This is a genomic window from Aurantivibrio infirmus (genome assembly GCF_054767315.1).
Genome location: NZ_BAAFSK010000001.1, coordinates 1 through 14,721, shown reverse-complemented (window position 1 = coordinate 14,721; position 14,721 = coordinate 1). Strand labels below are relative to the sequence as shown.

7 protein-coding genes are annotated in these 14,721 nt (G+C 44.1%); 3 read left to right on the top strand and 4 right to left on the bottom strand.

Going from position 1 to position 14,721, the window contains the following annotated elements:
- Window positions 1-331: 331 nt before the first annotated feature.
- Complete coding sequence (rep, locus tag ACYUCY_RS00035; protein ID WP_460224382.1) at window positions 332-2,341, top strand: DNA helicase Rep; 2,010 nt, start codon at window positions 332-334, stop codon at window positions 2,339-2,341.
- 80 nt (window positions 2,342-2,421) lie between these two features.
- Here the strand turns inward: rep and ACYUCY_RS00030 are convergent, their stop codons facing one another.
- Together ACYUCY_RS00030 and ACYUCY_RS00025 are read right to left on the bottom strand one after the other, a co-directional pair.
- Window positions 2,422-2,856: a c-type cytochrome gene (locus ACYUCY_RS00030; protein ID WP_460224381.1), complete on the bottom strand. Its 435-nt coding sequence runs from the start codon at window positions 2,854-2,856 to the stop codon at window positions 2,422-2,424.
- Between the two features lie 343 nt (window positions 2,857-3,199).
- The gene (locus tag ACYUCY_RS00025) at window positions 3,200-5,116 is read right to left on the bottom strand and encodes a TolC family outer membrane protein (protein ID WP_460224380.1); all 1,917 of its coding nucleotides are present in this window, start codon (window positions 5,114-5,116) and stop codon (window positions 3,200-3,202) included.
- Window positions 5,117-5,470: 354 nt separating this feature from the next.
- On the opposite strand from ACYUCY_RS00025, the gene ACYUCY_RS00020 reads away from it, so the two are divergent.
- Both ACYUCY_RS00020 and ACYUCY_RS00015 read left to right on the top strand, forming a co-directional pair.
- Window positions 5,471-6,142 carry a transglutaminase-like cysteine peptidase gene (locus ACYUCY_RS00020; RefSeq protein ID WP_460224379.1) on the top strand — a complete coding sequence of 224 codons (672 nt, stop codon included), beginning with the start codon at window positions 5,471-5,473 and terminating at the stop codon, window positions 6,140-6,142.
- A 60-nt stretch (window positions 6,143-6,202) separates the two neighbouring features.
- Window positions 6,203-8,110, top strand: a complete 1,908-nt coding sequence (locus ACYUCY_RS00015; protein ID WP_460224378.1) for a bifunctional diguanylate cyclase/phosphodiesterase — start codon at window positions 6,203-6,205, stop codon at window positions 8,108-8,110.
- 38 nt (window positions 8,111-8,148) lie between these two features.
- Here the strand turns inward: ACYUCY_RS00015 and ACYUCY_RS00010 are convergent, their stop codons facing one another.
- Both ACYUCY_RS00010 and ACYUCY_RS00005 read right to left on the bottom strand, forming a co-directional pair.
- Window positions 8,149-8,478 (bottom strand): hypothetical protein, encoded by a 330-nt coding sequence (locus tag ACYUCY_RS00010; RefSeq protein WP_460224377.1) that lies wholly within the window; start codon window positions 8,476-8,478, stop codon window positions 8,149-8,151.
- A 233-nt stretch (window positions 8,479-8,711) separates the two neighbouring features.
- Window positions 8,712-14,714, bottom strand: a complete 6,003-nt coding sequence (locus ACYUCY_RS00005) for a tandem-95 repeat protein (protein WP_460225096.1) — start codon at window positions 14,712-14,714, stop codon at window positions 8,712-8,714.
- Window positions 14,715-14,721: the final 7 nt, after the last annotated feature.

The window sequence follows — 14,721 nt, the reverse complement described above, 5'->3', positions numbered from 1 at the left end:
AATTTCAGATATACGCTCGTCAAAAGATTACGATGGCACAATACATTGAACCCGTATCTTATATAAATTGCGTGCTAGACAGTGGTTAATTATTGTCATTCTGCTGGAATTCTAGCATCTATCAGCGAATTTGCTTTTTAAATGACACCAAAATTAGGGTAGATCCGATGACTCAAAAAAAAGAGGTGGCCCACAATTCGATCTAAGTGAGACTTGCCGAATTATCTTGGCTCATTCAACGATTTCTTCAAGTTAATGCGTAGAGCTGGGAGGAGCAAATTGCTACAATGCGCGTCGTTCTTCACCCCCGTTATTTCTTGTAGCCGCACCTTTGACTCAGCTAAACCAACCGCAAAATTCCGCCGTCCACTACGTGGATGGCCCTTGCCTTGTGCTTGCCGGCGCCGGCAGCGGTAAAACCAGTGTTATCACTCACAAAATCGCTTATTTGATCGATAAGTGTAATATTCCCGCCCGTCAAATCGCCGCTGTCACCTTTACTAACAAGGCCGCGAAGGAAATGAAGGAAAGAGCCTCAAACTTAGTTCAAGGCTCAAAAGGTAAAGGGCTTTTGGTCTCCACCTTTCATACGCTGGGATTAAGAATTGTCCAAGCAGAGCATCGCGCACTCGGCTACAAACCTGGCTTCTCAATTTTCGATTCTGAAGACAGCCGAGTGTTGTTGAAAGAAATACTGATTCGCGATAACGAACTCGATAGCGATCACCTCGATCAAATCCAACATCAAATATCGAACTGGAAAAACAATGGCATTTCTCCCGAAGCCGCTTTAAATATTGCTCAGAGCGGCGGAGAGCAAACCATCGCGTTGGTCTTCCAACATTACGTACAAGCGCTCTTGGCCTACAACGCCGTAGACTTTGACGACCTAATTACTATGCCAGCTCAGCTCTTCGAGACCCACCCTGAAATACTAGAGCGTTGGCAATCGAAGATTCGATATCTCTTGGTCGATGAATACCAAGATACCAACCACAGCCAATATCAATTGGTAAAACAGCTGGTAGGCAATCGTGGATGTTTGACTGTCGTTGGTGATGACGATCAATCTATTTACGCGTGGCGTGGTGCAAACCCTGAAAACTTATCGCAGCTGCATAAAGATTTTCCGAGTTTGGAAGTAATTAAGCTCGAACAAAACTACCGCTCAACAACAACGATTCTAAAAGCAGCCAACACCTTAATAAAACAGAATCCTCACGAAATTTTAAAAACACTTTGGAGCCGTTTAGGTTCCGGTGAGCCAATTCGTATTATTCGAAACACCAACGATGATGCAGAAACGGAACGCGTCGCAACAGAAATACTGCATCAGCGTATTGGTAGAGGCGTAAAGTTTCGCGATTTTGCGGTACTGTATCGAGGTAATCATCAAGCGAAGTTACTTGAGCTCAAATTACAACAACACCAAATTCCTTACAATATTAGCGGTGGAACATCGTTTTTCGCACGAACCGAAATCAAAGACATAATGGGATACCTACGATTGTTAGTGAACCCCGATGATGACGGTGCTTTTCGTCGTATTATCAATACACCCCGAAGACAAATCGGCGTATCTACTTTAGAAACGATGGGTCACTACGCGAATGAACGCGGGTTAAGTCTCTGTGCAATTGCTAAAGAGTTTGGCTTGCAACAACTGCTGTCTAAAAAAGCCTTCGAACGTGTCAACAAATTCGTCGATACAATTGAATATACAAGGCAAGCTTGTGAGCAGCACGATCCAATCAAAATACTACACGAACTGATCGATGATATTGATTACTCCGGCTGGCTGCATCAGAACACCAGCAATGCAAAAGTTGCGGAAAAACGCATGGAGAATATTTACTTTTTGATTAGCTCAATAGAAAAGATGCTCGCGAAGAATGAAGAGGATGATTCGGTTACTCTAGAAACCGCCATTAACAAGCTTGTCTTACAGGATATTCTCGACCGCCAGGAAGAAGAAGATCTTACTGATAGGGTACAACTTATGACCTTACATGCCTCGAAGGGTTTAGAGTTTCCCTACGTTTTCGTGATGGGTTTCGAGGAAGATATTTTGCCCCATTCTAATAGTGTATTAGAAGGCAACATCGAAGAAGAGCGACGCCTCGCTTATGTCGGCATCACCCGAGCACAAAAAGCATTAACCTTAACACTTGCCGCAAAGCGGAAACAGTTCGGCGAAATAATAGAAACGACACCTAGCCGCTTTATCGAAGAGCTACCACAAGAAGACTTGGTGAAAGAAGGATTCGGCGGAACATCGATAGAAGCCAACCAAGCTGCGGGAACGGAAACGTTGTCAAATCTTAAAAATCTTTTTGATTGACTGCCTAATATTTTATTTTATAAATAAAAAAGGCCGCTAGAAATAGCGGCCTTTTTTTAACGATCTTCGCGAAAATTAATTCATTCGCCTTTAATCATATAGTCGATTGCTATTTTAATTTCTTCTTCAGAACAATCCATACAAATACCTTTCGCAGGCATTGCACCCATACCGTTCCAAGCGTTATTAAATACTTCGTCCATGCCTTTTTCTAATCGAGGCGCCCATGCTTCGGTATCACCAAGTTTCGGTGCACCACCTACGCCAGTACCATGACAAGAAAAGCATTTCGTTGTATATAACTCTTCACCACTGCGCGCTTCACCAGCAGCGACAACTACTGCACCGCCAGCACAATCGTCACCCGCCATACAAACTTTGCCCACCGCTTTTAGGCGTTCAGCAATGGCTTCTCCACCCTTATCACCCGCAGCCATAGCACCTGCGGCCATGAACATCACTGCGGAAACTGTTGCTACAGATATTGCTACTAAGATTTTTTTTCCAAAGTTCACTATCCAATCCTCATCAAAACCTATCGAATTTATCGCTTCGAGCTAAGCGATGCGCATTATATGCGTAATCCATTCCGAACGAAACCATACCCGATAAACAATTCCCAAAAATAGACCTTAAAAACAACCGTTAAAATCACCCGTTATAACAAGATCAAGTGATTAGTGGCGACAATGCTCACATTGATTATGACCACGGTACGCTAGCAAAACGCGTTGAGATATGAAAAGTTTAGTCTAGATTTGCTGTTTCGTGAATTTTGCGAGACTTATTGGTCTTGCCAGGTGGGCTAGGAAATCGCACTGAGTTTAAGCAGACATCAAATTGGCTTAGACCTCAATGCTATTCGTTCGGAACAATAACCAAAACAACTCGCCGATTCTTTCGTCTTCCCGCATCAGTACTATTATCAGCGATCGGAACGGCCTCACCGTATCCTTTGGCGGTCAATATACTTGGCGCTATGTTGTAATCAGCAATCAAGCGTGATTTAAGAGTGTCAGCGCGGGCTTGAGAGAGTTGAAGATTATAGGATTCCGATCCTACCGAATCGGTATGGCCCTCTATGATACCGCGAACATTTTCGTAGGAATTCAAAAATTCTGCCGCGTCCTTAATATCTTTATCGTATGACGAAACCAATTGCGCAGACCCATTTTGGTACTGAACATCGAGTCGAAAAGAGATGCTGTTATCTGCATTTCTCGTCACTCGCTCGTCTTGAGGTAGCGCAACAACACGCGCTTCTTGACGACGACGGCGCTCCTCACGGATCGCTTTGTCCAACACTTGCTGCCGATCCACTGCGATATCCGGCACAGAAATTAATGAGCAATGATTAGATAAACCATCGATTGATTGATCTAGATCCAAGTACTGAATTGCGTCATTCTGCAAACCGAGTACGTTAAACGCTTCAATTAGGCGTCCGCTCGCGGCAAGTGTTCTAAATTGTGCAATTTGCAAATCAATATCCGCGTTAACATAAGCGCGACGTACATCAAAATATTCATTTTCAGTATCAAGTAAATCGAGTAACGTTCGCTGGCCGATATCAAATTGATTACGATACGTAACGCGAACTTTTTCTGTAGCGATTTGATTGCGATCGAGCAACTCTCTTTGCTTGCGCAAGCTATTAATATCATTAAAAGCAATTGAAACTAATTGCGTAACGTTACGACATTCATTGTCTTTTAATTCTCTCGCATTATTCACGCGCTCGTAAAATTGGCGCTTAGTCGCAGAATCACTACCACCGCGAAAAAGGTTGTAGCTCACAACGACTTCAACAGCGGATTCATCATAGGCTCCGGTAACCAGGCTATTATTGTCATCCGCCTTATCAAAGCGCGCACGCAAGTCAACAGTGGGGTATAAAGGAGAATTTTTAGTTTTTAATTCTGCCTTTGCCGCCTCTAGTGAGTAAGCCGCTGCGAATAATCGAGGATTATTTTCGTAAGCATTCGATAGCGCTAAATAGCGTGTCGTTGGAATCAAGCTCGCTGGAATCGTAGGTACAGTTAAATTTTCGGATGGAAAAACGCCGACAATCCTACGAAAACGCACAGAGACATCGTGAAGGTTGGTCGTTTCCGTTAACAGGTTTGATTCAGCTAGGGCTAATCGCGCTTCGGCTTGCTCAAAATCAACGCGTCTACTTATTCCGGCTTGCGCTCGACTTTGAATATCATCGTATATCAAACGATGTTGAACATAATTTTCTTCCGCGAGTTCTACCAAGCGACGAAAACGCAACACATCTAAATAAGCTACCGCAGCATCAAGTGCGATACCTTCCGAAGTATCACGCAATAAAAAATAACTGGCTAATTTTGATTTATCAAGCTGATTGACAAGATTTCGCGTTTCAAAACCACGAAACAAATTTTGCGTAACCGATAATCGACCTGTCGTTGCATTGTAATCGTCGCCGCCAAATTGCGGTGCATCGGAATCGATTCGTCCGCTCTGCGCTGTAAAGTCTACTGAAGGATAGTAGCGGCCTTTTGCCACTCGTTGCTCAGCACGCGAAGACTCAAAGGTGTACCAGCTTGCTTTAACCTCTGGGTTGTTTGTTATGCTTTCAACAATCGCTTTCTCTATCGTGTTGATCTCTTGCGCAACAAGATTTTGTGTCACACCACCGAGCCCAAGACTTAATGCAGCTAATACCAGGATTTTGGGTCCGCTAGGGCTTAACAAACCTCGTTTTCGAGGCCGCAATTCCTGGCTGCTATTAAAGGTTTCAAATTTCACCTTTTGTAAACTCCTTATTTAGTCACCTGGTTGAAAACGTCGACCGGATCACACTCACAGACGGTTTTTTGGCACCAGCTATTGCAGAGCATTATAACTGCAATGCTGAATAAAACAGGGAGCCTGGTCGAACAACTTCGCCCACTCGTCGACTAGGTAGCATATTTTGTGTAACAAATTCTCAATTTACACTTATTTGTCAACGACTTAGCACTCCTGAACGAGAGCAGCTACGCTTAAAGGAGTGAGCATTTATTCGCCCCAGACGGGAATCGCTGGATTTATCTAAAAATCGCTGTGGTGACACGCTCAAGCCTCCGAATAACCAGGGTTCTTTGTGGTATTGCTCTATTTGTGAATACGCGCCGATCTTATAAATTTTCAGTGGTCTCGATCATCGGCTTACTCGCCTTGTCGACCATTGCAGATACAAGCTTTCAGCTACTGGTCGATCTCGCGCGCGATCGTTATGGCCTTGCTGCCGCTGAGCGAGTCGATGCTTGGCGAACACTGATTGACGAACTAAAAGATAAAAATACTGAACAGCAATTGCGAGCAACAAATGATTTTATTAATAAAAACGTTCGTTTTATGGATGACAAAGATATTTGGAATTTGTCAGATTATTGGGCGACCCCCCTTGAGACATTAGGCCGCATGCAAGGCGATTGTGAGGACTTCACAATCGCAAAATATTACACTTTAAAATCCTTAGGTGTCCCCATCGAAAAATTGCGTATGACTTATGTACAAGCACAGATCGGTGGCGTGCATAGTAAGTTGTTTCAGGCTCACATGGTACTGGCCTACTATGCAGAACCAGCTGCAGATCCAATAATTCTCGATAATTTAATTGATGATCTCAGACCTGGTTCGCGTCGAGCTGACTTAGTACCTGTATTTAGTTTTAATGATGAAGGGCTCTGGGTGAGTGGTTCGAGCGAAAAAGTTTCTGAACCAGAAGCGCGCCTATCGACACTCAGAGACTTATTAGCACGTATGCGCGCCGAAGGATTTATACAATGACCGAGTTTCGCGCAACGACGAAGTTTTACAATGATAGTTTTAATCGATTGAGGTTTAACCATGTCGCTTTTTAAACAGCTATGGGTCGCCATCCTTTTACTGATTGTTTTCGCAATAGGGGGCAGCGTTATTGTCAGTGCGCTAACCGCAAAAAATTACTTAAACGATCAGCTTTATCAAAAAAATATTGATAGCGCCAACGCATTAGCGCTCATAGTTGGCGGTGCAAATTACGAACCTGTAACCGCAGAACTACAGATTGCTTCTCAGTTTGATTCCGGTTTTTATCAGTCAATCCGTTTACGCGATCTCGAAAAAAATATTATTGTTGAACGCAGTGAAACTGTAAATACACCAGGTGTACCGAGTTGGTTTGTAAACTTAATCCCCATTGATCCTGAACCAGGCAATGCCCGAGTGACCAAAGGATGGCAACAAATCGGTGACATCGAAGTAATGAGCCATACAAAATTTGCCTATTCAGCCCTATGGCGTAATGGAATCCAACTCGCAAGTTATTTTGTTATTGCCGGACTTCTATGTGGATTTATCGGCACCGTACTTATTCAAAAACTTATCCGGCCGCTCAACAATGTTGTTGAGCAAGCTCAGGCCATTGGCGACCGACGCTTTATCACCATTGCGGAACCCAAAACCTTGGAGTTTAAATTTTTGGTTCAGTCGATGAATAAGCTGTCCCTGAGAATTAAACAACTCTTAGAATCGGAGACCAGCAAACTAGCCAGTGTAAAGTCGGAATCTTCAACCGATTCCGTGACGCAATTATTATCTGCGGATTATTTTCATAATTCTGTCAATGCAACCTTAAATCGAGATGATGCTTCGGCTTCTGGGATATTAATAATATTTCGCATTCTTGATTTAAATATTCTTAATGATCAATATGGCCGAGAGAATACTGACAATCTACTCCTTAGTGTCGCGAAGAAAATTCATCAATTTCAAAGCGAGTTCGACGATTCAATTTCTGGAAAATTAAACGGCTCAGATTTCGGTTTGTTATTGCCAGACAAATATGATCTAGATGAAATAGCTAGCTTATTACATATCCGCCTGGTAAACGCTGCGCGTGCTTTGGAAGAATTTGAGAGTATTATCATTCACGGCAGTGCCAGCAAGTATTTTCCAGGTGAAAAAGCGAAAACGGTAATCGCTCGTGTCGATCTAAGCCTCTCTTCAATCCAGCAAAGAAGCTCATCAATATTAGAAACCATTAGCGCAGATCAAGATAAATCTCTGCCTAACGACAGAGATTCTTGGCTCAGCCTATTCGACGAGGCGATCGATTCAGAAAGTTTTGAACTTGCTTCATTCCCTGTTAATAATCGTCAGGGCAACACGATTCATAATGAAGCTCCCTTAAGACTAAAAACCAAAGAAGGGAAATTATTAGCGGCGGGTCAGTTTATGAATTGGGCTACGCGTCTGCATAAAATTACGCAAATAGACACGATAGCGATTCGACGCGCCTTAGTTTTACTCTCAAATTCAAAGCAAAATATTGGAATTAATATTTCCAGCCAGTTGTTAACTAGCGAAAAAGCGATGGATTCTGTGATTGCGCTGATTACAAACCACTCCTCGCCACTCGACAGATTATGGTTGGAAGTTCCTGAACGGGGAGTGTATTCCAACTTAGCTGCATTTCGAAAATTGTGTAGCGCGCTAAAAATCAAAGGCTGTAAATTAGGGATCGAACACGCGGGACATAAAATAGAAAAACTCGGCGAGCTCCATGATCTTGGCTTAGATTATTTAAAAATTGATAGTGCATTTGTTTCCAATATTGATAGCAATACCGGTAATCAAATATTTTTGCGGGGGCTATGCTCGATATCGAATACGATGGGTGTCAAAGTGATCGCAGAAGGCGTGCGCACAAAAGCCGAGAATGATTGTTTATTTGAGTTAGGTTTTGAGGGGGTTACAGGGCCGGGAGTTAAATAAAAATTGCCGTAACAGATAGGGGTTTTTCAATTCGAAAATTAGATCAAACCATAGTCGTCATCGATGAGATCAATTTTTTTACCTATTCCTGCTCGAATCTGTTGTCGTGCTAGCATTTTAGCTTGAGCTTCTGGAGGTAGGTCAGTAAAACAAACAACATTTTTGTGAACCAACAACTCAATTAGATCTTCTACGACTCGAATAAAATCTAAGTCCGCTTTTCGAAGTACACTCTCATTCCCGCCAAACTGCACCACAAAAGCTTGCAATTCTGGATCTTCAGAATCCAACTGCTCACCGAAGCCCTGCATGTTAATTTGGCTAATTGCGCTTATTTTTCCGCTATCGTCACGGCTAATGTAGGGCACGATACTGCTCCCAAACTCGTAATATTTCCTCTGCGCTTAAATCTATAGTTAGCGCGCCTTAATAAAAGCCTAGCAGGCAAATTATCGGCTTGTGAGTTTTTTACGGCATGAGACTCGCTTTCTTTAGTCTCATTCTAATCTGGAAATAATGAACTGGAACAGAGACCGACATGAGCAGGGGAAAACCAGCCCGAAACACTCCAACTTAGAGTATTTCGGGTCTCAATCATGGCCTAGTCAGTGATTAACTTACCATTAGTTATTAGGTCTTGAATCAGGGCCGCTTGATCCGCGAAGCCATTTAGTAAATCGACATTCTCGATCACAATTGTCTGATCCTCTGCGCCACTGTCATAGCCGCCGCTGAAGCCTCCATCAGAGCTGATATGAACAACGGTATCTGAGCCTTGAGTTTCAAAATACATGAAATCTGACAAGGTCCCTGTGGTTTCACCGACCAGTAGATCTCGCAGGTCTAGCGCATCCCCGCCACCGCTAGTCGCAGTAACATTGAAGTCACTAATTGTATCCACATTCGGTGTACCGGCAGCTCCACCGTCCGCAAAAGACCATTTAAAGACATCTACTCCTAGGCCACCTAAGAGAACATCATCACCGGTCCCGCCAACGATAAGGTCATCGCCATCGCCACCATCGACCTGATCATTGCCCGCGCCTCCAAATAGTGCATCATCGCCATCGCCGCCTTCGATTCTGTCATCTCCGGCACCACCAAAGACTTGATCATCACCATCACCACCTAGGGCAATATCGTCGCCGGCACCGCCGTCAAGCAAATCATCACCAGCATCACCGGCTAAGTGGTCGCTACCAACTCCGCCTTGTAAATCATCAGCATCGTCACCGCCGCTGAGGTAATCATCACCCGTTCCGCCAACGAGCAGATCAAGGCCCGCGCCACCAGAAATATTATCGTGGCCTGCACCGCCCGCAAGGATGTCATCGCCATCATCGCCTACGATAGCATCGTTACTCGCACCACCAGCGATGTTATCGGCACCGGTCGTACCGAAGATTTCGTTATCAATAGAGTAAATTGCCAATTGCGCCGTGTCAGTTTGGCCATCAGTATCTGTAAGAGTGTAGTCCACAACGACCGGAGCCGTACCAGCAGGCGATGATACGGGAGCCTGTGTGTAAGTAACTGCTAACAACCCAACATTTGTTGCTGTGCCGTTGTTACCGGCAGCAGCATTCGGCCCAGTGATAACAACTTGTCCAACATTCTCATACGCGCTGAGATCAATCGTACCGCTGTCAATAATTAGACCCGTTACTAAGGCACCACCACTTACATCATAAACATCGATTTGTACTGCCTCACCATTTGAATAACTTCCAATTGTCAGGCTGACATCGTTGACGCCGTTAGTCATCGCAACGGTATCAAAATTGATTTCCATCACTTCGCCTTCGGAGATTCGATCGCCGTCGCCAAATGAAGGGCCGCCAACAATAATCGCTCCGTTGGTGTCGAAGCCCACTGAGGAAGCAGGCGTCGTTAAGGTGAAGTCTCCTGCAGCAACATTTCCAGCTGAGGTCGTGTTAATAGTAACCGGGCTAGGATCGACTACGGTCGTATCTGGGTTGTAGTTGTAGTAACCATTGCTTCGGAATATTAACTGGGTATCGTCGCTCGAATCAGTGATAACTGCCTGATTAATTTGGTTACCATCTAAGTCTGTATCGACGCTATAGACCCAAGATAGTGTGCCACTGGACCCTGAAGCAGGGTCTGGAGAAACCGTAACAACGTTAGCGTCGTAAGCAACGTTACTTAATTGAGCATCAAACCCACCACCTGAGTATGAAATATCAACTGATCCGACTCCGGTATATGCAGATAAATCAACGCTCTCAAAATTTCCTGTGTTTTGCGCCGAAACAACTTCGGTCCCGAGTAGACCACCAGCTAGATCATAAATACGTATTGTTAATTGATCTGCGTTGTTGCTTTGGAAGTCGTTGATTCCTAGAACGAGATTATCAACACCCGCCGTCAAAGTGGTTTGATCAAAGGTAATTGTCAGTGGTGTACCGCCATCGTTATCATCAATAGTGCTTCCTGCACGCCCACCACTAACACCTGCTCCATTTCCATTAAAACCAACACCTGAGGCGCTGCTCAATGAAAAATCGAGTGAACTAAAATCGGTGCCGTTGTTTATTGCAGCGTCTGCAGAAATAGTTGTTGGCGTTAATACTGTTGAAATATCTAAATCAATAATCGTATTACGATAAGTAATTTCCGTCACAACAGCATTATCAACAATTTTATCAATGCCACCGCCCTGGTTGGCAAAAGGTGTAAAACCAGTTCCAAACTGAGGGCCGCCATCGGTGCCTAAGCCATTAATAACATTGCCTTCCAATTCACCGATCGCTTGATAGGAATCAAGATCGTCGCGAGCATCAGGTTTGTCATCGACAATATTAATTGTTGCCATTGCCGATGCAGTATCTCCATCGCCATCAAGAACGGTGTAATTAAAGTCAAACGTTTCAGGCGCGGTGCCATTCGGTGCGCTAAACAAATAAGTACCATCTGAGAAATCAAATGTGAAAGTTCCAAAATTAAAACCGTCACCAGGTGCAGAGCTGCTCAACGTTAATTGCGAACCGTTAATACTACCGATGCCACCAGGTGCTGTAATGGTAGTTCCATCAAAGGTGAATGTTTCTGTGCCGGAGTCTAAATCCAAAATGATCGATTGAACAAAACCGTCATCAGCGCCAAATAAAATATTCGGTATCGATCCGTTGAAAGTAATGTTGCCACCGAAGGCGGTTGGGACCGTACTTAATAACTCGGACTCTAACAATGCGACATTAGAAACGATTAATGCAGGATCAACATTGCCACTGCCAAGTGAATCGATATTATGAATGTAATCAAGATCCGATAGATCACTAGGTAATCCGGTACCAATTCCAACTGAATACGAATCGATGGAGTTGTTATTTACGAAACTGTTAAAGCCATTTCCAATTGGCGAACCGTCAGCAGTAATTGTTCCGTCAGACAAAAAGTAAGAAATATTCTGCACATTATCTGCAGGATTCTGCGCACCTAAATCCGCAGCAAAAACATCATCAATCAAATCAAGTGCGTCAACATAGCTTGTAGAGTCAGTTAAATTTCCGGTACCAACATCATTCGAATAACTGGTTTGCGTATTATCAGTAACGCCATTAATTGCCGCCTGTGCGGCACTAAAGGTTGTATAGGTTCCTAACTCATGAGCGCCATTCGCAAATAGAAGAACGGTTAAACTCACTTGTGTAGACTGATTGAAATATTCATTCGCTAGAGCCACCAATGATTGTTTAGCAAGATCTAATCGACTTTGACCAGTGGCACCGACCTGTGCATTCATACTAGTTGAAACATCAAGGGTGAAAACAAGATTGAAAATCTTCTCTTCAGACTCAGGGATGTCTTCAACAAGGTTGTTAGCAATAGGCTGATCGTCGACAACGGTGATCGTCAGATCATCTGAAAAAGTTGTGCCATTGGTGAAGTTGTAGGTAAACGTTTCGGTAACATCATTACCGCTACCGTCCGCAACTTCTAGTTGATAATCATAATCGCCAATGTTGCGACCTGGTGTTGAATTGTCTGCATAAACTGTTAACAAACCTAGCGGTGTATCAACCGTTATCACGCCACCAACTGCAGTAAAATTACTCGCACCAAAATCGACGCTATCAATGGCGGTAGTTCCTATTGCATCGTTAGTTAATAAATTTCCACTAACGATTGCAGGGCCCGATTGAGTGCCATCGGTTAGTCCACTTTCGTAGACTGTACTGAAATCCGGATTCGTTGTACCAACATCAATTGTTGTTGTACCAATCGTAACAGCAGTGCCATCGTCGACGGTATAAGTTAACGTTTCCGTTCCTTGCACTGCGTTAGCATCGAACACAAGCGAGGTTAATTCTGCGATTGTTAGTTGCTGTCCATTAGTAACTGGCGTTACACCATCAGCCATCATCACCGTACCAATCGTTGTAGGGATTCCAGTAACAGTGATTATTAATGTCGCATCATCATTATCAAAATCTGTCGGTGCGATAATTCCTAATGGATTATCATTGGTTGTTTCCGCCGTAAATACATCGTTATCTGTTACTACAGGCGCGTCATTTACTGCAACAACTGTTATCGATCCGCTATCGCTATCGAAAACATTATTAAATTGCTGGTCATAAGCAGTGACATTTATGGTTCGCGCTGCAGTGCTTGGATTTTCAGAAGTGTTCTCGTAGGTCAAAGTATTCAGAACAGCTAAATACTCATTAATGTCTACGCCACCGGTTAGCGTTAATGTCCAGGTATTGCCAACCGCGTTTATGCTCGCGTTTACTGATGTACCTGATGTTAAAAAGTCCAATACATCTTGCGATCCAATGTAACCATTTATCTCGACAACTACCGACGATAATGTTGTGCTGTCAGCGTCAGTTAACGAAGTGCCCGCCAATAGCGAAATAGGCGTTCCGTTTTCAGTGAAAGATGAATCAGGTACCCCGGCGACAATTGGTGGTGTAACCACAGCTGCCGTTACTTCAACAGTCACTGTTGCCGTGCTCATTTCACCATCATCGTCAATTAAGGTGTAGGTAAATGAATCCGTTCCGCTAAAGCCGCCAAGCGGTGTGTAGGTAAATGTACCATCACCATTATTAACAACGGTCCCGCCACCAACACTTGTAGCATCGAAAGAATTAATTACGGCGTTGTCAACTAACTGATCATTCGCAAGAACATTACCAGTGACCAGCACAGTATCGGGTTGAGTAATGAATGAGTCGTCAGTCGCAACCGGCGCACCATTGTTTGCGCCAATTGTTCCGATCGCTTGAATTCCACCACTGATGGTATGCGCCGAAGACGGGAAGTTAACGGGCTGATCGAAGCCAGTTAAATTAAGATTAAATGTTTCATCTCCTTCGAAATTATTAGTATCGCTGTTAATCACAACATCGATGGTAACGAAACTTTGCCCCGCCGTGATTGTTCCGACACTGGTTTGCGCAACATAATCTGAACCAGCTAACGCGCTTATGTCAGAAGTACTGAAATTGAAGTTTAAATCGCTACCCAGTATTTCATCAACGCTTACGGTAAATGTCAGCGTCGTTGTACCTGACGTAGGTTCTTGAATAGAAACATCCGTAACGCTAACCGTCGGCAACGTAGTAATCGCAATTGTTGTTGATGCAACGTTACTAACATTTGTACCGTCGCTAACAGTTACATCAACCGTGCGAGATGAAGTTGAGGAGGAACCATCGTTTGTAAACTGAATTGCTCTGATCGCAGTTTGATAATTTGCTAAGGTCGCGTTACCAGATAAAGTAATTGTGCCGGTCGCCGGATTATATGCGCTAGCTGTAATACCAGATGGTAAAGTCCCAACCGTCAACAAATCTCCCGCTTCAACTGATTGCACGACAATAGTCGCACTATTAATTGTGCCACCATCTACATCGGTAATACTGACATCGACATCTGCAACAAAGGCAGGTGAACCGCCTTCAGTAAATGCAGTTGCGAAATCAGAACCCGCCGCCGTACTGTCGTTGGCATCAAGATCTAAAACGGGTGCATCGTTCACTGCATTCACAGTAATGTTTAAGCGACCCACATCCGTTAAGGTGCCGTCCGTTACTGTGTAATCAACAAAGTCCACGCCGTTGTAATTTAAGGCAGGGGTATAGGTGTAACTGCCATCGGCGGCAATCGTAATAGAACCACCGGCGTTTGTTGCAAACGTACCAGCAACAACAGAGAGTGCATCACCATCAACATCTAAATCGTTTGCATCTAAATCAATTATTGATGTGAACACCGTGTCTTCTGTTGCGGTAATTGCATCGTCGTTCGCGACCGGTGCATCGTTCACTGCATTCACAGTAATGTTTAAGCGACCCACATCGCTTAGCGTTCCGTCGGTAACCGTGTAATCAACAAAGTCCGCGCCGTTGTAATTTAAGGCAGGCGTGTAGGTGTAACTGCCATCACTCGCAATCGTGATTGATCCGCCTGCATTCGTTGCAAAGGTGCCAGCAACAACAGAGAGTGCATCGCCATCAAGGTCGGTGTCGTTTGCATCTAAATCAATGGTTGATGTGAACACCGTGTCTTCTGTTGCGGTAATTGCATCATCTGTCGCAACCGGTGCATCGTTCACAGCAGTGACCGTAATCGTGACC